Below are 23,557 nucleotides of genomic sequence, written 5' to 3' on the forward strand. Positions count from 1 at the left end.
ACTACGCGTCCCGGCCGGTGGCCTCGGTCCCCAGCAACGCGTCGACGAACTGCGCCGGGTCGAACGGGGCCAGGTCGTCCTTGCCTTCGCCGAGGCCGACCAGCTTCACGGGGATGCCGAGCTTGCGCTGTACGGCGATGACGATGCCGCCCTTGGCGGTGCCGTCGAGCTTGGTCAGCACCACACCTGTCACGTTGACCACGTCGGTGAAGACCCGGGCCTGTTCCAGGCCGTTCTGCCCGGTGGTCGCGTCCAGGATGAGCAGTGTCTCGTCGATCGGGCCCTGCTTCTCCACCACGCGCTTGACCTTGCCCAGCTCGTCCATCAGGCCGACCTTGTTCTGCAGGCGGCCGGCGGTGTCGATGAGGACGGTGTCCACGCCGGTGTCGATGCCGCGCTTGACGGCGTCGAAGGCGACGCTTGCCGGGTCGGCGGCCTCGGGCCCCCGGACGGTCTCCGCGCCGACGCGCGAGCCCCAGGTTTCCAGTTGGTCGGCCGCGGCGGCCCGGAAGGTGTCCGCCGCGCCGAGTAGCACGCTGCGACCGTCGGCCACCAGCACCCGGGCGATCTTGCCGCAGGTGGTGGTCTTTCCGGCGCCGTTGACGCCGACCACGAGGACCACCGCCGGCACGCCGTCCTTGGGGGCGGTCCGCAACGAGCGGTCCAGGCTCGGGTCGAGCGCGTTGACCAGCTCGGCGGCGAGCAGTGCCCGCAGCTCGGAGGCCGAGCGGGTGCCGAGCACCCGGGTGCGCTCGCGGAGCCGGTCGACGATGTCGCGGGTGGCGTCGACGCCGACGTCGGCGGTGATCAGGCTGTCCTCGATCTCCTCCCAGACGTCCTCGTCGAGGTGGTCACGGGCGAGCAGGCCGAGGAGGCCCTTGCCGAACACGTTCTGCGAGCGGGACAGCCGCGAGCGGAGCCGGACCAGCCGCCCGGCGGTCGGCTCGGGGACCTCGACCTGCGGTTCGAGCACGGGTGGCGGCTCGACCAGGACGCCGGTGGACAGATCGGACTCCGGTGCCTCGACCGGTGGCCCGGCGAGATCCTCCTCGGCCCTGGTGTCGACCTCGGTGCGCGGCAGCGGTGGCTCGGGCCGCCGCCGCAGACGCGGCACGACGAGCCCCACCGTGCCCGCGATCAGCACACCAAGGAGGACCAGAACGAGGACGAGATATTCCGCCATGCCCGGAATCCTGTCAGATGCGAGCGACGGCGTCCCAGCCACCGCACCCGATGCCGTGCCCGGAGTCTCCGCCACGGCCCCCGATGCCGTGCCCTGGGTCTCAGTCACGGCCCCCGATGCCGTGCCCGGGGTCTCCGCCACGGCCCCGGGCAGGTGCGGCGAAACCGACTGTAGGCTCGCGCCATGTCCGCCGCCCACCTCCTCATCGGCCCACTCCTGCGGCGAGTCGTGGACACCCGGGCCACCATCTGGGTGGAGACCGCCGGGCCCGCCGTGGTCACCGTCCGCACCGCGAGCGGCGCCACCGGCAGCGCGGCCACCTTCTCGGCGTACGACCACCACTACGCCCTCGTCGTGGTGGAGGGGCTCACTCCGGACAGCGAGACCACCTACGAGGTGCTCGTCGACGACGAGATCGTCTGGCCGGTGCCGAGCAGCGGGTTCCCGCCGAGCGTGATCCGCACCCGGGCCGCCGACGATCGCGACCAACCGGTCACGCTGATCTTCGGCTCGTGCCGGGAGACCACGCAGCACGCCACCACCCGCAAGCTGCCTCCGGACGCTCTCGACGCGTACGCCAGGCGGTTGATGGCCGACCCCCTGTCGAACCCGCTTCCCGACCTGCTGGTGCTGCTCGGTGACCAGGTCTACGCCGACGTCACCTCGCCTACGGTGCGCCGGCTGTTGCGGCGCCGGCGGCGGCGGCCGAAGGGCGCGCCGGCCGACCAGGTGGTGAGCTTCGACGAGTACACGAAGCTCTATCTGGAGTCGTGGCGTGATCCGGAGATCCGCTGGCTGCTCGCCACCGTGCCCAGCGTGATGATCTTCGACGATCACGAGATCATCGACGACTGGAACACCTCGGCGACGTGGCGGGCCGACGTGCGCGAGCAGCCGTGGTGGGCGGAGCGGATCGGCAGCGGGCTCGCCTCCTACTGGGTCTACCAGCACCTGGGCAACCTCTCCCCCGACGAGATCGTCGCCGACCCGGTCTTCGCGAAGGTCGTCGCCGCCGAGGACGCCACGAGCGTGCTGCGCGAGTTCGGCCACCGGGTCGACCAGGAGTCCGACCTGGCGCACGACACCGAGCGGTGGCGCGCGGTGCAGTACCAGTGGAGTTACGCCCTGGACCTGGGCCGGACCCGGCTGGTCATGCTGGACAACAGGTGCAGCCGGGTGCTCGAACCGACCAGCCGGGCGATGCTGCCGCCCGGCGAGTGGGCCTGGTTCCTCGACCAGGCGCACGGGGTCTACGACCACCTGGTGGTGGGCGCCTCGCTGCCCTGGTTGCTGCCGCAGGGCATCCACCACATCGAGGCGTGGAACGAGAAACTGGCGGACTCACGCCGACCGTGGGTGGCGCGCGGGGCGGAGAAGCTGCGCCGCGCCCTGGATCTGGAGCACTGGGCGGCGTTCCGGCGCTCGTTCGAGGCACTCGCGGAGACCTTCGCCCGGATCGGCACCGGCACCCCCAAGGCGTCCGGCGCGCGGGTCGGCGCGGGTCCGGCGTACGCCCCACCGGCGTCGATCAGCGTGCTGTCCGGTGACGTGCACCACTCGTATGTGGCGCGGGCCCGGTTCGCCGACCCGGCGGTGGTCACTCCGGTGCACCAGCTCACCTGTTCGCCGATCCACAACCAGGTGCCGGCGGGCATCCGTCCGCTGATGAAACTGGGTTGGTCACCCGGTCCGGCCGGGGCCACCCGGGCTCTGGCCCGTTCGGCGGGCGTGCGGCGGCCGGGGGTGCGTTGGCGCAAGCTGGCCGGCCCGTACTTCGGTAACGCTGTGGCCACTTTGACGCATGAGGGGCGTGGGGCCGACGTGATCATCGAGGGCACCACGAAGGACGGGCACCTACGCCCGGTGATGCGGCGTCGACTCTCCGGCGACGGCGAGCCGACCGCGCCGTAGTCTCTACGCCGTGGGCGAGCACCTGTCGGAGCCGATCCGGGCGGTCGAGCATGAACTGACCGCCCTGTTGCGCCGTGGCCGGGCAGTTTCCTGGGAGATCGCCCGGGAGGTGCACCCGAACCTGGAGCCGAACACCTACGGGTTGCTGCTCTGGTTGCGCCGCAGTGGGTCGATCCGGTTGACCGAGTTGGCGGCGCGACTGGGTGTGGGCAAGGGGACGCTGAGCCGCCAGATCAACGCGTTGGAGGTTCTCGGCCTGGTCCACCGTGACCCGGATCCGAGCGACCGGCGGGCCGCTCAGATCAGCCTCACCGAGGAGGGGCAGCGCCGGTTCGACGTGGCCCGCTCGGCTCGGCTGGGCGAGTTCCTGCGCGCCCTGGACGGCTGGCCGGAGCGGGACGTCGAGGAGTTCGCCCGGCTGCTTGGCCTGTTCAACGACTCCTGGCAGTAGCAGCGTCCGGTGGGATTCGGGCGGGGAATAACGGGCCGGTCCGACAAGTTGTTGCTTCAGGCAACCAAGGCATACGGTTGCTTCAGGCAACTCCCAGGCGGCCCGTGCGCGTCAGCCCGCCGCCGTTCCACCTCACTCCGCTCGGAGGCACCTCACGATGAGCCAGGCCACAATCCCCAGCCGGGCGGCCGCCGTCGACATGACCCACCGGCAGATTCTGGAAGCGCTCTCCGGCCTCTTGCTGGGGCTGTTCGTCGCGATCCTCTCTTCCACTGTCATCTCGAACGCGCTGCCGCGGATCATCACCGAACTGCACGGCGGCCAGTCCGCGTACACCTGGGTGGTGACCTCGGCCCTGCTCGCGACCACCGCAACCACCCCCATCTGGGGCAAGATGGCCGACCTCACCAACAAGAAGACGCTCGTCCAGCTCGCCCTCGGGATCTACGTGCTGGGCTCGGTCCTGGCCGGCCTTGCCCAGGGCACCGGTGAGCTGATCGCCTGCCGCGTGTTGCAGGGCGTCGGCGCCGGCGGTCTGACCGCACTGGCGCAGGTGATCATGGCCACGATGATCGCGCCCCGCGAGCGGGGCCGTTACAGCGGCTACCTCGGCGCCGTGATGGCGGTCGGCACCATCGGCGGCCCGCTGATCGGCGGCGTGATCGTGGACACCTCCTGGCTCGGGTGGCGCTGGTGCTTCTACGTCGGCGTGCCGTTCGCCATCATCGCGCTGATCGTGTTGCAGAAGACCCTGCACCTGCCGGTGGTCAAGCGGAAGGCGCAGATCGACTGGTGGGGCGCCACCCTGATCACCGCTGCTGTCTCGGTCCTGCTGATCTGGGTTTCGCTCGCCGGTGACCAGTTCGCCTGGGGCTCCTGGCAGACCGCAGCCATGGTCGTCGGAGCCGTGCTCCTCGGTGCGCTCGCGATCCGGGTCGAGACCCGGGCCGCCGAGCCGGTGATCCCGCCGCGGTTGTTCCGCAACCGCACCATCACCCTCGCCGTGGTCGCCAGCGTCGCGGTCGGTGTGGCTCTGTTCGGCGCGTCGATCTTCCTCGGTCAGTACTTCCAGATCAGCCGTGGCCAGAGCCCGACCAGGTCCGGCCTGATGACCCTGCCGATGATCCTCGGCCTGCTGATCGCCTCCACAGTGATCGGGCGCGTCATCTCCAAGACCGGTCGGTGGAAGCGGTACCTGGTGATCGGCACGGCGCTGCTCACCATCGGCTTCGCCCTGATGGGTACGCTCCGCGCGGACACCAGCTTCCCACTGCTCAGCGTGTACATGGCGCTGATCGGCCTCGGCCTGGGCATGACAATGCAGAACCTGGTCCTCGCCGTGCAGAACACCGTCGGCACCCACGAGCTCGGCGCGGCCAGCTCCGTGGTGGCGTTCTTCCGCAGCCTCGGTGGCGCGATCGGCGTCGCGGCCCTCGGTGCGGTGCTGGCCCACAAGGTCAAGGACTACACGGCCGACGGGCTCGCCCAGCTCGGCATCCCCGCCTCCAGCTCCGGAAGCGGCGGCACACTGCCCGACGTGCACACCCTGCCGGGCCCGCTGCGCGCGGTGGTGGAGGGCGCGTACGGCCACGGCGCCGGCGACATCTTCCTGGCCGCCGCCCCGTTCGCGCTCATCGCGTTCATCGCGGTGCTCTTCATCAAGGAGGTGCCGCTGCGTCAGCACAACGACAGCCCGGTTTCCGCCGAGGTCGAGCGGGAATCGACAGTGGCTGCCGGCGCTGGCGCGGCCGTGCTCCGTACCGGCGAGCAGAGGTGAGGTAGACCGATGGGCGTGGGAGCACCGGACCGCGAGGAGTACGGACCGAAGACCCGATCGCTGCCATTCGAGCGCGGCACCGACGGCCCTCGGGTGATCATGGTCGGCATCGACGGTACCCGTACCTCCGAACGGGCCGGCTCCTACGCCGCCGGTCTGGCCCGCCGACAGGGCTCCGCCCTGGTGGTGGTCTTCGTCAGCTCGGCGAGCGGGCTGACCGCCCTGGTGCCCGGGATGGACGCCGGCGCGGTCCAGCGCACCCACGACGAGTTGGCCGACGAGCTGCGCCGGGAGTGCCGGCGCGGGGCCGAGCAGTGGGGCATCCCGGTGACCCTGCTGGTCCGGCGCGGCGACGCGTACGGCGAGCTGCGCGCGGCGGCCGACGAGTTCCAGGCCGACATGCTCGTGGTGGGTGCCTCGGAGCAGGCAGGCCACCGACTGGTCGGCTCGGTCGCCACCCGGCTGGTCCGGGCCGGCCGCTGGCCCGTCGTCGTGGTGCCCTGATAACCCGTCGCAAAGTGTCCGACGCAACCGGCAGGATGCGCGGCATGACCTGGACCGCGCCGGAGATCACCCGGAACCCCGAACCGTACGTCGGCGACGAGCGCACCATGCTCGACGGCTGGCTCGACTACCACCGACAGACCCTGCTGCTCAAGTGCGCCGGCCTGACCGAGGAGCAGTTGCGGACACCGAGCGTGGAACCGTCCGGGCTGACCCTCCTCGGGCTGGTCCGGCACCTGGCCGAGGTCGAGGCGTGGTGGTTCCGGGAGAACTTCGCCGCCGCGCCCGTCGACTACCCGTACTTCACACCGGAGAACCCGGACGCCGACCACGACGTCAGCGCCGCCGACGCCGCTGCCGACTTCGCCACCTTCCACAGCGAGGTGGCGCTGGCCCGCGAGGCCGCCGCCGGCCACTCGCTCGACGAGACGTTCACCGAGGTCGGCGCGAAGAAGCGCACCTTCAACCTGCGCTGGGTGTACGTCCACATGATCGAGGAGTACGCCCGGCACAACGGTCACGCCGACCTGATCCGGGAACGCATCGACGGCGTCACCGGCGAGTGACCGGCGTTCAGTAGTCCAGGGCGGCCCGCAGGTAGCGCAGATCGGCGTGGCCGCCCCAGCGGTGCGCCGACAGCCCGGCGGCGCGGGCACCCCGCACGGCCCAGTCCTCGTCGTCGACGAAGAGAACCCGGGCCGGTGGGGTGGCCAGGGCCACGCAGGCGGCCCGGAAGTACTCCGGTGCGGGCTTGTGCACGCCGATCACCGAGGAGTTGACCACCACGTCCAGCTCGTCGACCAGGCCGAGCGCGGCCAGGTCGGCGTCGAGCAGGTCGGTGGCGTTGGTGCCCAGCCCGACCCGGATGCCCGCCGCACGGACCTCCCGGACGAACGTCAGCACCTCCTGGTCGACCTCGCCCCGATAGCTCTGCCACTGCTGCACGGCGGCGCGGGCCCGCTCCGGGCTGCCCACCGAGTCGGTCAGGGCGTCCGCCACACTGCTCATCCACTCGGCGTGGTTGACCTGGCCGGTGAGCACCGGTTGGAGCCGCCCCCACTGCATGGCGATCTCGCCGAGCACCCCCTCGGAGAGGCCGTACTCCCGCTCGACAACGGTGGCCACCTCCGGATCCCACCGGCGCAGTACGCCGTCGAAGTCCAGCAGGAGCGCCGTCGCGCGTTCCCGAGCCACTACCCGTTCTCCTCGCCGCGGCCGTGCCGCCTGTCGTCCTCGTCGGCCCGGTTGAGCCGTTGGCTGATCACCTGGGTGACCCCACTGCGCATTGTCACGCCGTACAGCGCGTCGGCGATCTCCATCGTCCGCTTCTGGTGCGTGATGACGATCAGCTGACTCTTCTCCCGCAACTGTGCCATCAAGGTGATCAACCGGCCCAGGTTGACGTCGTCCAGGGCCGCCTCCACCTCGTCCATGATGTAGAACGGGCTGGGCCGCGCGCGGAAGATCGCCACCAGCATGGCCACAGCGGTCAGCGAACGCTCGCCGCCGGACAGCAGCGACAGCCGCTTGATCTTCTTGCCCGGCGGGCGGGCCTCCACCTCGACACCGGTGGTGAGCAGGTCGTCCGGTTCGGTGAGGATCAGCCGCCCCTCGCCGCCGGGGAAGAGCACGTCGAAAACCTGCTCGAACTCCCGGGCGGTGTCCTCGAAGGCACTGGCGAAGACCTCCAGGATCCGCTCGTCCACGTCCTTGACCACTGTGAGCAGGTCCCGACGGGTGGCCTTGAGGTCCTCCAGCTGCTCGGAGAGGAACTTGAACCGCTCCTCGAGCGCGGCGAACTCCTCGAGCGCGAGCGGGTTGACCTTGCCGAGCAGGGCGAGTTCGCGTTCCGCCTTCGCCGCCCGCTTCTCCTGCACCGGCCGCTCGTACCGCACCGGCTCGGGCACCGGCAGGCCGTCACGTTCGGCAGCCGCGACGTCGACAGGCGTCGGTGGGACGGGCTGGGCGGGGCCGTACTCGGCGACGAGCGTCTCCACGTTCAGCCCGAAGTCCTCGGCGGCCTTCGCCTCCAACTGCTCGATGCGCAACCGCTGCTCCGCCCGGGCCACCTCGTCGCGGTGCACCTGGCTGGTCAGCCGCTCCAACTCGGCGCCGAGCCGCTTGGCCGCCCCGCGTACCTCCTGAAGCTCGGCCTCGCGCGCGGCGCGCTCCAGGGCGACCGCGTCGCGGTGCTCCTCGGCCGTCGCGATCGAGGTGGTGAGCCGGGTCAGCGCCTCCCGGGCGCCCCCGGCGACGGACCGGGCGATGCCCGCCCCCCGGGCGCGGGCGGCCCGCCGGGCGGCAGCGCGTTCCCGGGCGGCCCGCTCCGCGGTGGCCTGCCGGGCGAGCGAGTCGGCGCGGCCGGCGATCGAGGAGACCCGCTCCTCGGCGGTACGCACGGCGAGCCGAACCTCCATCTCGTTCTGCCGGGCCTGCGGCACCATGGCCGCCAGTTGGTCGCGTTCCTCGCTGGAGGGTTCGGCGTCGACAGGGGTCTCCTCGGCCATCCGCAGCCGTTCCGCCAACTCGGCGAGGGCGGTGAGGTCCCGTTGCCGGGCGGCCTCGGCGCGGGAGCGGGAGTCTCCGAGCCGGTCGGTCTCGGCCTTCGCGGACCGGGCCGCCGCGCCCAGTTCGGCCAGCCGCCGGGCTGCGGCGTTGCGGTGGCTCTCCGCCTCGCGCTTCTCGGCGGCGGCGTGCTGGACGGCCTCCTTGGCGGTGGCCACCTCGGCGCGCGCCTCCACCAACTGGTCACGCAGCTCCAGGCCGGCGCGTTCGGCGGTGAGCCGGTTGACGCGGGCCTCCTCCACGGCGGCCTGCACCTCGATGTAGCTGGGGGCCTTGGCCGAGCCACCCGCCGCCGCGTAAGCCCCGACCACGTCACCGTCGGGGGTGACCGCCCGCAGTTCGGGGTTGCTGGCGACCAGCTCGGCGGCGGCGGCCAGGTCGTCGACGAGCGCCACGTCCCGCAGGGCGCGGTGCACCGCCGGACGCAGCTCGGCACTGCACTCCACGAGGTCGGGGGCCCACCGGGCCTCGTCGGGCAGCTTCGGGCGCAGCGCGTCCGCGGAACCGGTCATGCCGGGCCCGGCCGGGCTGCCGACCAGCAGACCAGCCCGGCCGGCGTCGGAGATCTTCAGCAGCCGCATCGCCTCGACGGCCTCGTCCACCCCGCTGACGGCGACCGCGTCGGCGAGGCCCCCGAGCGCGGCGGCCAGCGCCGCCTCGTGGCCCGGCGCGACGGTGAGCAGGCCGGCGAGGCTGCCGAGCAGGCCGGGCACGTCTCCCGCGCGGGCGAGCAGCGCCCCGGCGCCGTCCTTGCGCCGCAGCCCCAGGGCGAGGGCTTCCTCCCGGGCCTTCCAGGTGGCGGCATCCTTCTCCGCCGTCCGCTCGGCGTCGGCCAGCGACCGGACGCTGGCCTGCGCCCGCTCGTGCACGGCGACCGCCTCGGCGTGCCGGGCGTCCAGGTCCGCGTTGTCCCGGTCCGCCTCGGTGGACTGGGCGGCGACAGCGTCCAACTCGGCCTGCGCCTGCTCGGCACGGCCCAGCGCGTCGGCGTGCGCGACAGCGAGACGTTCGATCTCCTCGCCGGCACTGGTGGTCCGGGCCCGGGCCGAGTTGACCTGACCGGTGAGCCGGGCCATCCCTTCCCGCCGGTCGGCGATGGCCTTCGCCGCGGCGACCAGCTCGCGCTCGGCGGCGGCGAGCTGCCGCTCCAACTCCTGGCGGTGCTCGACCGCCTCGGCGAGGCGGATCTGGTCGTCGGTGAGCGCGCCGCGCAGCTCCTCCTCCTGCTCGCGGACGCGTTCGGCCTCGGCCTCCAACTGGTCCGGGTCGCGGCCGGGACGCTCGTCGTCACCGGTGGCGCTGAGGTGCCGCAGCCGCTCCCGGGCCAACTGCTCGATCGAACGGAATCGTTCCTGCAGGGCGGAGAGCTTGTACCAGGTGTCCTGGGCGGCGGCGAGCAGCGGCGCGTCCTCGGCGAGGGCAGCCTCCAACTCGCCGAGCCGGCCCTGCACCTCGACGTGCTCACCCTCGATCTGCTCGCGCCGTTCACGTAGAGCGGTCTCGTCGGCGATCTCCCGGTTCAGGGTGGTCCGCAGCGTGGCCAGGTCGTCGGCAAGCAGGCGCAGCCGGGCGTCGCGCAGGTTGGCCTGGATCGCGGCGGCGCGGCGGGCCACCTCGGCCTGCCGGCCCAGCGGCTTGAGCTGACGGCGCAGCTCGGCGGTGAGGTCGGTGAGGCGGTTGAGATTGACCTGCATCGCGTCGAGCTTGCGCAGCGCCTTTTCCTTGCGCTTGCGGTGCTTGAGGACGCCGGCCGCCTCCTCGATGAACGCCCGGCGGTCCTCCGGCTTGGCGTGCAACATGCCGTCGAGCCGGCCCTGCCCGACGATGATGTGCATCTCCCGGCCGATGCCGGAGTCGGACAGCAACTCCTGGATGTCGAGCAACCGGCAGGAGTTGCCGTTGATCTCGTACTCGCTCTCGCCGGAGCGGAACATCCGGCGGGTGATGGACACCTCGGTGTACTCGATCGGCAGCGCGCCGTCGGTGTTGTCGATGGTGAGGGTGACCTCGGCGCGACCCAGCGGTGCCCGGCCGGCGGTGCCGGCGAAGATGACGTCCTCCATCTTGCCGCCACGGAGGGCCTTGGCGCCCTGCTCGCCGAGGACCCAGGCGATGGCGTCGACGACGTTGGACTTGCCCGAGCCGTTCGGGCCCACCACACAGGTGATCCCGGGCTCCAGCTTCAACGTCGTCGCGGAGGCGAAGGACTTGAACCCCTTCACCGTCAGGCTCTTGAGATACACCTACTCGATCCTCGTCCGGTGGCCGCCGTACCGTCGCCGGCTGTGGGGACCTGGGTGAACCCGCAGACTAACCCGGCGGTGGGAGCGGGCCGGCACGCGACCCGCCCCGCGTCGCGTCGCGTCGACAGTGGGCGCGCTGTTGTTCCTACCGCAGCGAGAAAGACAAGCGCCTTTCATGATCGGCTTATCCGCCGACGCGCTTTTCGGTAACTGTGAGGTGCGCATCCCGCACGATCAGCTGCATGATCATGAATCGTCGGCGCGGAAAGAGCTCCGGACAGTGTTGCGCGCCGGCACAGAGGTGTCGGCGCGCATTTTTGCGATGGTGCGATTCAGTTTTACGACCTGAAGATCAGGTCAGCGCCGGCTCGGCCAGACGGAGCAGATCGTCCGCCTCCGCCGCAGCCGCCGCGAGCCGATCATTGTCGGCACGCAGACGCGTGATCTCGAACTCCAGTGCCTGCACCCTGGCACGCAGCCGGGTGACTTCGTCGAGCAGACGCCGATCGGGCGCTGCACCTACGTGGCCGTAGAGGGCCTTCGCCATGCTGACTCCTTGATATGCGCTGCCGGAAAGGCCGGCCAAACGCGCGCCCAATTTGTACGCGGCTGTCATTCCAGGTTGTATCTGGGCATGACCGGGCGCGACTGGCGACACCTATATATTGAGCCGCAAACCCCTCCTTCGTCAAGTTCTCGCAGGCCGTAGATCATCTCCACGTCGACCTGTCCACTTGTCGGGGGGGCTGCCGCAAGGCACGGACACTCTCTGTCCGGACGCCTTTACTGTACGCCCGGATCTGCGGAAGTCCGCACCCTGGCGTCCGACTTCCCCTTAACTCTTTCTTAGCCACGTTGCCGCAGGTCGTAGGCGCGCCGTAGCGTCACCTCGGCCCGCAACCGACCCCTGGAGGCATAGGCGTGCACGGCTGGACCGATCCGATGGACCCGAACGGCGCACCCCGGCGCGCCGAGGGACCGACCGACGAGCCGGCCTGGCTGCACGACCGCCCGGAGCCCCGCTCGGCCTACCTCTTCGGCGACGAACCCGGTCAGCCGGGTGACGAATGGCACCAGCAGCCCACCGGCGGCCGGCAGTCCGCCCCGGGGATCCCCGCCGAGGCAGCCGACGCCCACACCGCCGCCTGGCCGGCCCACCAGCCGCAGAGCGAGACCGACGGCTGGGTCGACGACCGCGCCGCCCAGGGCACGACCGGCTGGGTCGACGACCGCGCCGCCCAGGGCACGACCGGCTGGGGCAACGACCGCCCGGCCCGGGACACCACCGACGGCCGGCGCACCGAGGCACCCGGCGGCTGGCACACCGACACCGAGCCGGAGACCACCGTCGGCTGGCGCGGCGCCGCCGAGACCGACCGGCCCGGCGAGGGGCGGCACCGCTCCCCCCGCCGCTGGCGCCGCCCCCTGATGATCGGAGGCGCCGCCGCAGCCGCCACCCTCGTCGTGAGCTTCGGCGTCGGCGCGCTCACCCTGCCCGGCGGTGACGACGGGGCCGCGCAGCCGGCGGCCGTCGACGACACCTTCGCCGCGTCGGCCGCACCGACCGAGGAACCGGCGCTGGACACCCTCGCCGCGCCCTCCCCGTCCGCCATCCTCAGCCCGGCATCTCCGAGCCCGTCGCCGAGCAAGGTCGTCAAGCCCACGCCGGCGTCGTCGCGGAGCACCGCCGCGTCGCGCCGCAGCGTCCCGCGCAGCAACGCGCCGAGCAACACCGGCAGCTCCACCGGTTCCACCGGCTCCAGCGGCACCGTCAGCGCCCAGGCCCGCGAGGTGGTCGACCTGGTGAACGCCGAGCGGGCCAAGGCCGGCTGCAAGGCGCTGAGCATCGACGCCAAGCTGATGACCGCCGCCCAGAACCACAGCCAGGACCAGGCCGACCACAAGAACATGTCGCACACCGGTAGCGACGGCAGCAACGCCGGCACCCGGCTCGACCGGGTCGGCTACGCCTGGCGCACGTACGGCGAGAACGTCGCCTGGAACCAGCAGACCCCGGCCGCCGTGATGGACGCGTGGATGAACAGCTCCGGCCACCGGGCCAACATCCTGAACTGCGCGTTCACCGAGATCGGCGTCGGCATCGCCAACGGCAACGGGCCGTACTGGACGCAGGTCTTCGCGGCGCCGCGCTGACCGCGCGCGTCGTTCCCGCCCCCGCGCTCGTTTGACCCGGTGAGGTACGTCGGGCCGGAGCGCGCGGTCCGCGTACCGGTGCGGACGGCAACCGGCCGTCCGGGACCCGGGAGCTGCCGATGCGGATCCGGCCGCGGCGACGTGTCGCCGTACGCCCACTGCGCCGTGTCCTGTCCGCCGGCATCGCCCTCGTGCTCGTGGTCCCGGCATACGCGTGCCGGCCCGCGCTCACCCCGCCCGGGGCACCCACCGCCTGGCCAGCGGCGCAGGCCCGGCACTGGCAGTGGCAGTGGCAGCTCAGCGGCCCGCTCGACCCGACTGTGGACGCCGATGTCTTCCTGCTCGACCCGGTGGCCACCACCGCCGCGCAGACCGCCGAGCTGCGCTCCCGGAACCGCCGGCTGATCTGCCAGGTGAACGTGGGGTCGGTCCGCTCCGACGACCCGGACGCCAACCGGTTCCCGGACATCGTCCGGGGCGCGGCCGGGCGTCGACCCGGCAGCCGGTGGCTGGACGTCCGAAGTTGGGACGCCCTCCGGCCGGTGCTCGCCGACCGGTTCCGGCTCTGCCGGGGCAAGAGCTTCGGCGCGGTGGCGCTCGTCGACGCCGACGGGTACGCGGCGCGCACCGGCTTCCCGCTCGACTTCGACGACCAACTGCTGTTCAACCGCCGGCTGGCCGAACTGGCCCGCTCGGTGAGCCTCAGCCCCGGTCTGGTCAACGACGTGCCGCAGCTCGCCGCACTGGCCCCGGACTTCGACTTCGCGGTGAACGAGGAGTGCGTCCGGCTGGCCCAGTGCGCCAAGCTGCTGCCCTTCAGCGACGCCGGCAAGCCGGTCTTCCACGTCGAGTACACCGGCTCGCCCGACGACTTCTGTGTCACCACCGTCGGCTACGGCTTCGCGTCGATCCGCAAGGACCGCAGCTTGGACGCATCCCGCGAAGCCTGCCCCCTGCCCTAACCGCCCTCGCCCTCGCCCTCGCCCCGCCCTCGCCCCGCCCTCGCCCTGCCCCGTCCCCGTCGATCTTGCACTTTCGGTCGTCGATGTGTCGGTTTAGTTCCGCTTTGTCGCGACAGAAACTGCAAGATCGACGGGGATAAGGGCGGAGGGCTGGTGTTGCAGGTCGGGGCGGGAGGCGCGGCCGGGCTAGGGCGGGAGGCTTGGGACTAGGGGACCGGGACCAGTTGTGGGGCGACGGCGGGTGGGTCGGTGGGCGTGGGGGCCGGGCGGGGGCGCAGGAAGCGCGGGGCCCACCAGTTGGCGTCGCCGAGCATGGTCATCAACGCCGGCAGTACCACTCCCCTGATGATCGTGGCGTCCAGCAGGATCGCCGCCGCCAGACCGATACCGAGCTGCTTCATGTCGATCGTGCTCAGCGTGGCGAAGATCGAGAACACTCCGACCATCACGATGGCCGCACTGGTCACCACCCCGGCCGACGAGGTGATGCCGTAGGACACGGCGTCACGGTTGGGCAGGCCGGAGCGGACACCCTCGCGGATCCGACTGACCACGAAGACGTGGTAGTCCATCGAGAGGCCGAAGAGCACCACGAACAGGAACAGCGGCAGCCAGGACACGATCGCGCCCATCGAGGTGAAGCCGAGCAGTCCCTCCGCCCACTCGCCCTGAAAGATCAACACCAGCAGGCCGTACGCGGCACCGGCGGAGAGCAGGTTCAGCGCGATCGAACTGGCCGCGATCACCACCGACCGGAAGGTGAACGCCATGACCAGGAACGTCAGTACCAGCACGAAACCCATGACCAGCGGCAACTTGTCCCGGACGTGCTGGGCGTAGTCCTCGCTGTCGGCCACGCCGCCGCCCACCGCGTACTCGATGCCGGGGATGCCGCGCAGCTCGGCCGGGACCAGGTCTCCGCGCAGCTTCTCCAACGACTGCACCGACCGGTCGTCCCGACTGGCGTACGGGGTGGGGACGTCCAGCACCGAGACCCGCCTGTCGGCCGACACCTCGATCTTCGGGCCGTCCGCCTCGGCCGGGGCGAAGAGTGGATCGCCGGCCGCCCGGGTGGACAGGTCGGTGAGGGCGGCGCGTACCCGGTCGGCCTGGTCGGCGGGCGCCCGGACGGCCACCACGTGATTGGTGCCGGCGCTCGGGAAGGCGGCGGTGAGCCGGTCGTACGCCTGCATGGCCGGAGTCGTGCGGGGCAGGTCCTCCATGCCGGGGAACTTCAGCTTCATGCCGAGCGCGGGCGCGGCCAGCGCGAGCAGCAGCCCGACCGAGATGACGAGCGTCGCCACCGGCGCACGCAGCGCGGGCCGGAGCACCGCCGGCCACAGCCGGGGTGCGCGCGGCTCACCGTGGCGGCCGGTACGCGGCGCGGTCAGTCGCCAGAGCAGCGGCACCCGGGGCCGGTCCACCCAACGGCCGAGCCGGGCCAGCAGGGCGGGAAGGACGGTGAGCGAACCGGTCACCGCGACGGCCACCACGAGGATCGAACCGATGGCGAGGGACGAGAAGACCACGTCACCGGCGAGCAGCAACCCGGCCATCGAGATGATCACCGCGAAGCCGGAGACCACCACGGCGTGCCCGGAGGTCTCCGCGGCGATCTCCACCGCGTCCAGACCGGACCGGCCCTTGGCGCGTTCCTCCCGCTCCCGCCGGATGTAGAACAGCGAATAGTCGACGCCGACCGCCATGCCGATCAGCAGGATCACCGGTGCCGTGGTGTCGGTGGCGGGCACCAGGTGCGACGCGAGAGTGGACAGACCCATCGCGGCGGCGACCGAGGAGAGTGCCAGCAGCACCGGCACGCTCGCGGCGATGAGCGCACCGAACGCGATGATCAGGATCGCCAGGGTGACCGGCAGACTGAGCAGCTCGGCGCGCTTGAAGTCCTTGCCCAGGGTGTCGTCGAGGGCCTGGCCGATCGACGGCCCGCCGACCTGTTCGACGCGCAGCCCGGGATGTGCGGCCTGCACGGTGGCCGTGGCGTCCCGCAACGGCCGCACCCGCTCCGAGGCCGTCTCCGGGTCACCCGACATGGTGATCGGCAGCAGCAGCGCCGAGCCGTCCCGCGCGGTGACCGGCTGGCCCACCGCGGCCACCCCGGTGACCGTACGCAGCCGGGCCGCCGCGTCGTCGGCCGCCGCCTTCGCCGCGGCCGGGTCCAACGCGCCACCCCGGGAGGTGATGAGGACGTTGTCCGTGGCCGGGTCGTCGAAGTCACCGGCGTCCACGATCAGGCCGGCCCGCCCCGCCTCGCCGATCGCCTGGTCGCCGCTCGTGGCCTCGTTGAGTCCGGCGGCGTTGCCGCCGACGAAGCACACCGCCACGAACACGGCCCACAGTGCGATCGCCCGCCACGGGTGCTCGGCGCTCCACCGCGCCAACCGCACCGTCACCGGTCGTTTCCCCATCTCGGGTCCCCCTGTCACGTCAACCCCCTGTCAACGGTGCTGACGCTAGGTGCGTGACGACCCGGTCACATCGGGGATCGACCCGGGCTCACCCTGGAACCACCGGAGCGGGTGTGGGGTGCGGTCGTCGGACGGCAGGCCGCGATGGGGACGTACCCCCGGGTCCTGCCCGGAGCGACAGGCCGCGACCCGCCGGCATCGCCCCGAGCCGGCTCCGGGTCATCCCCGAAGGGAACCCCGGGGCCGCGGCTGACAGTGCGGGCAACTGTACGAGGACCTGTTCATGAACGCCTCGCGGCGGATCGGCGCACCGCACCGGCGGCACGGCTCGCCCTCGCGGCCGTAGGCGTTCAACGCCCTGTCGAAGTAGCCACTCTCACCGTTGACGTTCACGTAGAGGGCGTCGAAGCTGGTGCCGCCCTCGCTGATCGCCTCCGTCAACACGTCGCGGACGTGGCCGAGCAGGCGCTGCGCGGCCGGGCCGGTCAACGCGTCGGTGGGCCGCCCGCCGTGCAGCTTGGCGCGCCAGAGCGCCTCGTCGGCGTAGATGTTGCCCACACCGGAGATCAGGGTCTGGTCGAGCAGCGCCCGCTTCACCTCGGTGTGTCGGCGGCGCAGCGCCGCGACGAACGCCTCGTCGGAGAACTCCGGGTCCATCGGGTCGCGGGCGATGTGCGCGATCTCGTCGGGCAACTCGGCGCCGCCCTCGCTCACCGACAGCCCGCCGAACGTGCGCTGGTCGACGAAACGCAGCTCCGGGCCGTCGTCGTCGAACCGGAACCGAACCCGCAGGTGGGTTTCGTCAGTAGTGCCGGGTGGTTGGAGCAGCAGCTGACCCGACATCCCGAGGTGTCCGATGATCGCGTCGCCGCTGTCCAGTGGCAGCCACAGGTACTTGCCGCGACGGCGGGCGTCCAGCACCGTCCGGCCGGCGAGCACGTCGGCGAAGTGCACGTCCCCCGGAACATGTCGGCGGACCGCACGCGGGTGACGAACCTCGACCGAGGCGATCCGCCGACCGACGACCCACTGGGCCACCCCCTTCCGGACGGTCTCCACCTCGGGCAGCTCAGGCACGCCGCTGACCCGTCTCGTGGCCGTCGGCACCCCCGGCCGGCAGCGCCTGCGCCAGGTGGTCGGCCTGCTCGGCCTGGGCCGCCCGCTCGGCGCGCTCCAGCGGACCGAACGGTTCGTCCGGGTCGACCGAGTCGTCCCGGCCGTCCGGGCCCTCGTCGCTGCCGCGGCCCTCCTGGCCCTCGTTGCCGGCCCGGCCGTTCTGCTCGGCGAGCGTCCGCCAGGCGGCCTCGGCGGCCCGCTGCTCGGCTTCCTTCTTGCTGCGCCCCTCGGCGCCGCCGTACCGATTGCCGGCCACCACCACCCACGCCGTGAACGTCTTGAGGTGATCCGGGCCGGTGCCCTCGATCCGGTACTCCGGAACGCCGAGCCCGAGCGCCGCCGTCAACTCCTGCAGGCTGGTCTTCCAGTCCAGGGCGGCCCCGCGACCCGCCGACTCGGCCATCAACGGGTCGAAGAGCCGGTGGATGACGATCCCCGTGGTGTCCAGGCCATACTGGAGGTAGATCGCGCCGAGCAGCGCCTCCAACGTGTCGGCGAGGATGCTCGCCTTGTCCCGGCCACCGGTCGTCTCCTCACCCTTGCCGAGCAGCAGGTACGCACCGAGCCCGTCCGGGCCCAGGCCGCGTGCCACGTCCGCGAGCGCCCGCATGTTGACCACGCTGGCCCGCAGCTTGGCCAACTGGCCCTCGGGCAGGTCAGGGTGGTTGTGGAAGAGCGCTGTGGTGATCACCACCCCGAGCACCGAGTCGCCGAGGAACTCCAGCCGCTCGTTCGTCGGCAGCCCGCCGTTCTCGTACGCGTACGACCGGTGGGTCAACGCGCGCTGGAGCAGCTCGGGTTCCAAGCTCACTCCGAAGGCGGCTTCCAGGTGACCGACGGACGCCCGCCGCCGCTTGTCGTTGCTCATGTGCGTACCTCGGTGTCGGTGGAGCGATCGGTGCGATCCGTCGCGGCGTCGCGGTCGAGCAACGCGGAGACCAGATCGGTGGCGCGTCGCCGCCTCAGGTGGGCGGCGAGAGCAATGCCGGAGGCGACGTCGTCGGCACGGGCGGACCCATGGCAGACGACCACCGTCCCCGCGACGCCCAACAGGGCCGCAGCGCGTGGCGCGCCGCCCTGGGCAGGTGGGCCGCCGGCCATCGCGTACGCGCCCTCAATGGCCTTGAGCAGCACGTTACCGGTGAAGCCGTCGGTGACGACCACATCGGCGCGCGCGGCGAGGGTCACGTCGTACCCCTCGACCAGACCGACGTAGCGCGCCCCACCGGGCAGCGGTTCGACGGCGAGCAGGGGGTCGGTGGCGCGGCGCACCCGGTCGCCCTTGCCGGCCTCCGTGCCGACCGAGAGCAGCCCCACCCGGGGTACGGCGATCGAGTGGGCCACCGCCGCGTACGCGGCGCCGAGCACGGCGTGGCGGGCAAGGGTGGCCGGGCGGGGTTCCAGGGAACCGCCGACGTCGAGCAGCACGACCGGCCCCGCCACAGCGGGCAGGGTGGCGACCAGAGCGGGTTGGCGAATCTCCGGCCACCGGCCCAGACCAAGCACGGCGGCGGTGACAGTAGCGCCGGTGGCGCCGGCGGAGACCAGGGCGTCTGCGGTCCCGTCCCGGACGGCGGTGACCGCGGCCCGGACGGTGCTCTCGGCGCGGGCGGCGCTGGGGTGATCGGCCATGCCGACGACATCACGGACGGGCCGCACCGTGATGCGGGCGCGTTGCTCCGGATCGAGGGCAGCGATCAGCTCGTCGGCGACCTCGGTCGGACCGACGAGAAGCAGATGCAGGTCAGGGTCGGCGCGCATGGCCCGCAGAGCGCCGTCAACCACGACGGCGGGAGCGTCGTCCCCGCCGAGGAGGTCAACGGCGATCCGCGCGGCGCCCGGCTCCACCGGAACGCCGGCCGGACTTAGCCGGCCGGCGGCGGAGGGAGCCGGAGCACCGGGCGAATGCCAGGATGCGCGCGCCGCCCGACCTGGGGTCGGGGGCGTCACTCGGCGTCCAGGTCAGACCTCGAGAACCTGGCGGCCGTTGTAGGTGCCGCAGACGGAGCAGGCAGCGTGCGGCAGCTTCGGGGACTTGCACTGCGGGCACGCAACGGTCGCGACCACTGTCGCCTTCCAGTTCGCCCGGCGGGACCGGGTGTTGCTGCGCGACATCTTGCGCTTCGGGACGGCCACGGTTCTTACTCCTCTGTAACGGTCAGTTGCGACAGGCCCGCCCAACGCGGGTCGATCTGCTGGTGACTGTGGTCGGCCGGCAGATCGTCCCAGTGCGCCCCGCATTCAGGGCACAGTCCTGGGCAGTCCTCCCGGCAGAGCGGGTTGGTCGGCAGCGTGAGCACCAACGCGTCCCGCAGCGCCGGCTCCAGGTCGATCAGATCGCCCTGCATCCGGCCCACCTCGTCCTCGTCGGTCGTGGCGTCCGTGGTGCTGTCCTCGTACGCGTACAGCTCCTGGATCGTCACGCCCATCGAGTCGTTGATCTCGCGCAGGCAACGGCCGCACTCGCCCCGGACGGGACCGGTGATGGTCCCGGAGACGAGCACGCCCTCGGACACCGACTGCAACCTCAGATCGAGGTCGAGGTCTGCGCCCTCCGGCACGCCGATCAACTCCACACCGAGGTCCGCCGGTGCCGGCACGACCCGCTGGACCTCACGCAACGCGCCAGGGCGACGCGGGAGGTCTCTCGTGTCGAGGACCAACGGCGACCTGGGGTTGAGTGTCGATGGCGAGTGCTTGGGCATAGTTAGACTCCGGCCGGTGAGAGGCCGACAAAAAAGGTTACCTGGACGACCGCCGGACCGTCGAACCGGGGGCGACGCCCGCCTGAGAAGTCGGCTGGTGAGGTGCCGCTCAGAAGGGTAGCGGGCGTTCCGCCTCATCCCCAGCGAAGGTGCCGATCTCCCGCAGCGCGTGCATCTTGTCCCGGCCGCGCTCTATCGAGGCCAGCGCCCGCGTCAGGAACTGCTCGAAGTTGGCCAGCGCGGTGTCGACATAGTCGTCGACCTCCTCACGCAGGCGCTGCGCCTCGGCGCGGGCCTCGCCGATGATCCGGGCACCCTCGTGCTCGGCCGACACAGTGATCTCGTTCACCGAGACCAGGCGGGCGTGTTCTGCCTCACCCTCACTGATGATCCGGTCCGCCTCGCGCTTACCAGCGTCCATGATCTTGTCGCGCTCCTCCAGGAGCGCGGCGGCGCGACGCAGGTCGGCGGGGAGATCGGCACGCATCTCATCGAGGGCAGCGATCATCTCACCCCGGTCGACCATGCAGTTGTTGCGCGACATGGGGACGGAGCGCGCCTGCTCCAGGATGGCGATCAGTTCGTCGATGCGATCGAGCGGGTCCACCGGCTACCTCACTCCTGTCGTTCCTCGGCCGACCACAATGATGCGGGCTACGGCCGTTCCCCGCGCCACCAATCATGTCGTGCCCGCCCCACCGCCGCCCCACTCACCCCAACCCGGCGAGTCGCGACATAGTCACCCGTTGCTCCCCCACACCCCCACACCGAGCCTCCTCGCACCCTCCCACCGCACCTCCCGCGCCTCCCACGCGCCCTCCCCCGCGCCCTCCCGCCGCGCCTCCCCGCGCCCTCCCGCGCGCGCCGATCTTGCACTTTCGGTTGCGCTAGAACGGGCCAAAAGGGGCGAGTCGGGAACCATAAGTGCAAGATCGCGGGGCGAGAAGGGTTGGGGGCCAGGCGGGGGTTAGGGGCCGGGCGGGGGTTAGGGGCGGGGGCCCAGGCGGGCCTGGAGGGCTTCGCGGACCGGGTCGGGGACGTGGGCGGAGATGTCGCCACCCCACTTGGCCACGTCTTTGACCAGGCTCGACGAGAGGAACGAGTAGAGCGGGTTGGTCGGCATGAAGAGCGTCTCGACACCGGCCAGACCGATGTTCATCTGGGCCATCTGCAACTCGTAGTCGAAGTCGCTGACCGCCCGCAGACCCTTGATCAGCACACTGGCCTGCTGGGCCCGGCAGAAGTCCACGAGTAGCCCGCGGAACGACTCGACCCGCACGTTGCCGTACGACGAGGTCACCTCGCGGAGCATGTCGATGCGCTCCTCGACGGTGAACAGGCCACTCTTCGACTGATTCACCAGCACACCGACGATCACCTCGTCGAAGAGCCGACTGGCCCGCCCGATGATGTCGAGGTGTCCGTTGGTGACCGGGTCAAACGAACCGGGGCACACCGCACGTCTCATGATCGGCGACCGTACCAAAGGGTGGTCTCGCCGTAACGGCGACTGCGCTCGGCGGTGATCCCCTCCACCCAGTCGAACTCCCTGGTCCGGCGGGACCGCTCCACCACCACGAGCGCGTCGGGCGCGAGCCAGCCCCCGCCGACGAGCGCGCCCAACAGCGCGGTGATCTCCTCGTCCGGCACGGCGTACGGCGGATCGGCGAAGACCACGTCGTACGGCTCACCGTCCGGTCCGGCGGCCAGCACCGTCGCCACCTTGCCGGTGACCAGACGGGCCGCCGGGCCGGCGCGGAGGGTCGCCACGTTCTCCCGGATAACCCGTGCCGCCCGCGGATCGGACTCGACGAGCAACACGTGCCGGGCCCCCCGGGAGAGCGCCTCCAGCCCGACCGCTCCGGAGCCTGCGTACAGGTCGGCGAAGCGGGCGCCGTCGAGATCGACCTCGGCCTGGACGGCACTGAACAGCGCCTCCCGAACCCGGTCCGAGGTGGGTCGGGTGCCGGCGCCGGGCGGTGCGACGATCCGCCGGCCACCGAGCGTCCCGGCCACGATCCGGGTCACCGTTTCCTCCTGCTCATGCCCGCGACGCTACGCGATGCGGCGCGGACCAGGTCAGGACGGCGCGGATCCGGGGAGCCGGCCGGTCGGCGACGACGCGGAGCGTCTGAACTGCGCCGACGCGCTGACGTCCACAGTGGAGCAGCAGCGGATGAACCGTCCCCAGTGACCGGATCGACACCGCCAGCTCATCAAAGATCACGAATCGATTACATTGCCGGAGGGCAATGATCTGAACTCCCCTCATTAACCGCCCATCAGTACAGTCTCCCCCTGTCCCCGCTTTCGCAGCGGGAACACCACCGCGTCGCGCGACGCCCCGGTGAGCAGTGACTCCCCGGTCACGATGCCTCCCGGCCTCCCGCCACGCGATCCGTACCCCCTCACCAGGAGCAGGCGTGAACCCTCCCAAGTCTCCGTTCCGGCGCGTCGCGGCCATCGCCGCTGGCGCGCTGATCGGCATTGCCGGCGTCGGCGTCCTCGCGAGCCCCGCGAGTGCCCACCACCCCGAGCCCTCCGGCACCTACTGCCTGACTTCCGACGGCCAGGTCAAGGTGACCTGGACGGTCGGCAACAGCGAGAACATCGACGCGAAGATCGTCAAGCTCGAGTCGACCGTCCCGGCCGACTTCACTGGTGGCCTGGCGATGGACGCCACTCTCCCGGCGAAGGGTGCGGGTTTCCTCACCGGCACCCAGGCTCACCGCTTCGACCAGAAGCGGCCGACGATCGAGCTGACCGTCGAGGCGCGGTGGGTGCGCTCCGACCGGATCGTGACCGAGGAGCGCACCGTGGCCGCCGAGCCGGTGGGCACCTGCGCGGCAGAGGCCACCCCCTCGCCGAGCAACCCGACGCCGACTCCGTCGGCGACCCCCACGCCGACCCCCACTGTCGCCTCTCCGTCGCCGAGCCAGCCTCCGACCCAGAGCCCGACCCCGACCCCGACTGCCACCCCGGCTCCGGCCGAGCCGGTGGGCTCGGTCGAGTCGACCTGCGACAAGCTCACGTTCACGATCGAGAACCCCGCCGACGGTGAGACCGTCACGCTCACCCTGACCCCGAACAAGGGCGAGGTGAAGACGCTCGTCGTCAAGCCGGGCGAGACTGGTTCCGTCTCCTTCGAGGCGACCGAGGGTCTGGTCGTCACGCCGGCCGCCGAGGGCCTCGACGACACCGAGCCGATCGCCTGGGAGAAGCCGGCCGACTGCGCCCCCGGTCAGGGTGGCGGCAAGGACGAGCCGGCCCTGCCGCTGACCGGTGCCGCCACCGGCGGCATCATCGCCGGCGCCGTGGTGCTGCTGGCCGCCGGTGCCGCCCTGTTCGTGGTGTCCCGCCGTCGTCGGGTTCGCTTCACCGCCTGAGACAACCCGCTTTGACAGCTGAGGGCGCGTCGACCACCCGGTCGGCGCGCCCTCCGCCGTGTGGCGCGCCCTCCGCCAGGTGGCGCGCCCTCCGCCAGGTGGCGCGCCTCCGCTGCGTGGCGCGCCTCCGCTGCGTGGCGCGCCTCCGCTGCGTGGCGCACCCTCCGCCATGTG

The 23,557-nt window shown here is 71.7% G+C and carries 22 protein-coding genes; 9 read left to right on the forward strand and 13 right to left on the reverse strand.

Translation table 11 applies throughout. The annotated features are described in order from the left end of the window. Position 1: 1 nt before the first annotated feature. Positions 2 to 1,183 carry a signal recognition particle-docking protein FtsY gene (gene ftsY / locus ABZ406_RS00315; protein ID WP_357754594.1) on the reverse strand — a complete coding sequence of 394 codons (1,182 nt, stop codon included), beginning with the start codon at positions 1,181 to 1,183 and terminating at the stop codon, positions 2 to 4. A 183-nt stretch (positions 1,184 to 1,366) separates the two neighbouring features. Between ftsY and ABZ406_RS00320 the strand changes: the two genes are divergently transcribed. The 5 genes from ABZ406_RS00320 to ABZ406_RS00340 all read left to right on the forward strand — a co-directional run bounded on the left by ABZ406_RS00320 (position 1,367) and on the right by ABZ406_RS00340 (position 6,392). Then, positions 1,367 to 3,094, forward strand: coding sequence for an alkaline phosphatase D family protein (locus ABZ406_RS00320; RefSeq protein ID WP_357754597.1), 1,728 nt, complete (start codon positions 1,367 to 1,369; stop codon positions 3,092 to 3,094). Between the two features lie 10 nt (positions 3,095 to 3,104). Beyond that, positions 3,105 to 3,545, forward strand: coding sequence for a MarR family transcriptional regulator (locus tag ABZ406_RS00325; RefSeq protein ID WP_357754600.1), 441 nt, complete (start codon positions 3,105 to 3,107; stop codon positions 3,543 to 3,545). Between the two features lie 157 nt (positions 3,546 to 3,702). After that, positions 3,703 to 5,322: an MDR family MFS transporter gene (locus ABZ406_RS00330; RefSeq protein WP_357754604.1), complete on the forward strand. Its 1,620-nt coding sequence runs from the start codon at positions 3,703 to 3,705 to the stop codon at positions 5,320 to 5,322. Positions 5,323 to 5,331: 9 nt separating this feature from the next. Then, positions 5,332 to 5,826, forward strand: a complete 495-nt coding sequence (locus tag ABZ406_RS00335; protein ID WP_357754607.1) for a universal stress protein — start codon at positions 5,332 to 5,334, stop codon at positions 5,824 to 5,826. Between the two features lie 44 nt (positions 5,827 to 5,870). Then, the gene (locus tag ABZ406_RS00340) at positions 5,871 to 6,392 is read left to right on the forward strand and encodes a DinB family protein (protein WP_357754610.1); all 522 of its coding nucleotides are present in this window, start codon (positions 5,871 to 5,873) and stop codon (positions 6,390 to 6,392) included. A 7-nt stretch (positions 6,393 to 6,399) separates the two neighbouring features. Here the strand turns inward: ABZ406_RS00340 and ABZ406_RS00345 are convergent, their stop codons facing one another. The 3 genes from ABZ406_RS00345 to ABZ406_RS00355 form a co-directional block, all read right to left on the reverse strand. Further along, complete coding sequence (locus tag ABZ406_RS00345) at positions 6,400 to 7,020, reverse strand: HAD-IA family hydrolase (protein ID WP_357754613.1); 621 nt, start codon at positions 7,018 to 7,020, stop codon at positions 6,400 to 6,402. After that, positions 7,020 to 10,634 carry a chromosome segregation protein SMC gene (gene smc, locus ABZ406_RS00350; protein ID WP_357754616.1) on the reverse strand — a complete coding sequence of 1,205 codons (3,615 nt, stop codon included), beginning with the start codon at positions 10,632 to 10,634 and terminating at the stop codon, positions 7,020 to 7,022. The genes ABZ406_RS00345 and smc overlap by 1 nt, the downstream gene beginning before the upstream one ends. A 352-nt stretch (positions 10,635 to 10,986) precedes the next feature. Continuing rightward, a complete protein-coding gene (locus ABZ406_RS00355; RefSeq protein ID WP_007456482.1) occupies positions 10,987 to 11,181 on the reverse strand; it encodes a hypothetical protein in 195 nt (64 codons plus the stop codon). A gap of 374 nt (positions 11,182 to 11,555) precedes the next feature. Here ABZ406_RS00355 and ABZ406_RS00360 point away from each other — a divergent pair, with 374 nt between their 5' ends. Continuing rightward, positions 11,556 to 12,788 carry a CAP domain-containing protein gene (locus ABZ406_RS00360; RefSeq protein ID WP_357754619.1) on the forward strand — a complete coding sequence of 411 codons (1,233 nt, stop codon included), beginning with the start codon at positions 11,556 to 11,558 and terminating at the stop codon, positions 12,786 to 12,788. A gap of 119 nt (positions 12,789 to 12,907) precedes the next feature. Next, a complete protein-coding gene (locus ABZ406_RS00365) occupies positions 12,908 to 13,750 on the forward strand; it encodes an endo alpha-1,4 polygalactosaminidase (protein ID WP_357754622.1) in 843 nt (280 codons plus the stop codon). A gap of 206 nt (positions 13,751 to 13,956) precedes the next feature. On the opposite strand, the gene ABZ406_RS00370 is transcribed toward ABZ406_RS00365, so the two are convergent. The 9 genes from ABZ406_RS00370 to rsmD all read right to left on the reverse strand — a co-directional run bounded on the left by ABZ406_RS00370 (position 13,957) and on the right by rsmD (position 22,025). Further along, positions 13,957 to 16,176 carry an MMPL family transporter gene (locus ABZ406_RS00370; protein WP_357754624.1) on the reverse strand — a complete coding sequence of 740 codons (2,220 nt, stop codon included), beginning with the start codon at positions 16,174 to 16,176 and terminating at the stop codon, positions 13,957 to 13,959. Between the two features lie 219 nt (positions 16,177 to 16,395). Continuing rightward, a complete protein-coding gene (gene mutM, locus ABZ406_RS00375) occupies positions 16,396 to 17,253 on the reverse strand; it encodes a bifunctional DNA-formamidopyrimidine glycosylase/DNA-(apurinic or apyrimidinic site) lyase (protein ID WP_357754626.1) in 858 nt (285 codons plus the stop codon). Continuing rightward, entirely contained in the window at positions 17,246 to 18,160 is a 915-nt protein-coding gene (rnc, locus tag ABZ406_RS00380; protein WP_357754627.1) for a ribonuclease III, read from the reverse strand. The genes mutM and rnc overlap by 8 nt, the downstream gene beginning before the upstream one ends. Then, the gene (locus ABZ406_RS00385) at positions 18,157 to 19,140 is read right to left on the reverse strand and encodes a phosphate acyltransferase PlsX (RefSeq protein WP_357754630.1); all 984 of its coding nucleotides are present in this window, start codon (positions 19,138 to 19,140) and stop codon (positions 18,157 to 18,159) included. Before ABZ406_RS00385 ends, rnc begins: the two co-directional genes overlap by 4 nt. Positions 19,141 to 19,254: 114 nt before the next feature. After that, the gene (gene rpmF / locus ABZ406_RS00390; RefSeq protein WP_030335284.1) at positions 19,255 to 19,428 is read right to left on the reverse strand and encodes a 50S ribosomal protein L32; all 174 of its coding nucleotides are present in this window, start codon (positions 19,426 to 19,428) and stop codon (positions 19,255 to 19,257) included. Between the two features lie 5 nt (positions 19,429 to 19,433). Further along, positions 19,434 to 19,997: a YceD family protein gene (locus ABZ406_RS00395; RefSeq protein ID WP_110562455.1), complete on the reverse strand. Its 564-nt coding sequence runs from the start codon at positions 19,995 to 19,997 to the stop codon at positions 19,434 to 19,436. 109 nt (positions 19,998 to 20,106) lie between these two features. Further along, positions 20,107 to 20,604: a hypothetical protein gene (locus ABZ406_RS00400; protein WP_196921503.1), complete on the reverse strand. Its 498-nt coding sequence runs from the start codon at positions 20,602 to 20,604 to the stop codon at positions 20,107 to 20,109. A gap of 378 nt (positions 20,605 to 20,982) precedes the next feature. Then, the gene (gene coaD, locus ABZ406_RS00405) at positions 20,983 to 21,465 is read right to left on the reverse strand and encodes a pantetheine-phosphate adenylyltransferase (RefSeq protein ID WP_110562457.1); all 483 of its coding nucleotides are present in this window, start codon (positions 21,463 to 21,465) and stop codon (positions 20,983 to 20,985) included. Beyond that, complete coding sequence (rsmD, locus tag ABZ406_RS00410) at positions 21,462 to 22,025, reverse strand: 16S rRNA (guanine(966)-N(2))-methyltransferase RsmD (RefSeq protein ID WP_357754633.1); 564 nt, start codon at positions 22,023 to 22,025, stop codon at positions 21,462 to 21,464. Before rsmD ends, coaD begins: the two co-directional genes overlap by 4 nt. 34 nt (positions 22,026 to 22,059) lie before the next feature. Here rsmD and ABZ406_RS00415 point away from each other — a divergent pair, with 34 nt between their 5' ends. Both ABZ406_RS00415 and ABZ406_RS00420 read left to right on the forward strand, forming a co-directional pair. Next, complete coding sequence (locus tag ABZ406_RS00415) at positions 22,060 to 22,191, forward strand: hypothetical protein (protein ID WP_357754636.1); 132 nt, start codon at positions 22,060 to 22,062, stop codon at positions 22,189 to 22,191. 229 nt (positions 22,192 to 22,420) lie between these two features. Then, positions 22,421 to 23,383, forward strand: a complete 963-nt coding sequence (locus tag ABZ406_RS00420; protein ID WP_357754638.1) for an LPXTG cell wall anchor domain-containing protein — start codon at positions 22,421 to 22,423, stop codon at positions 23,381 to 23,383. The last annotated feature ends 174 nt before the right edge of the window (positions 23,384 to 23,557 follow it).

It is taken from the genome of Micromonospora sp. NPDC005710, assembly GCF_040630995.1.
Lineage (GTDB): Bacteria > Actinomycetota > Actinomycetes > Mycobacteriales > Micromonosporaceae > Micromonospora.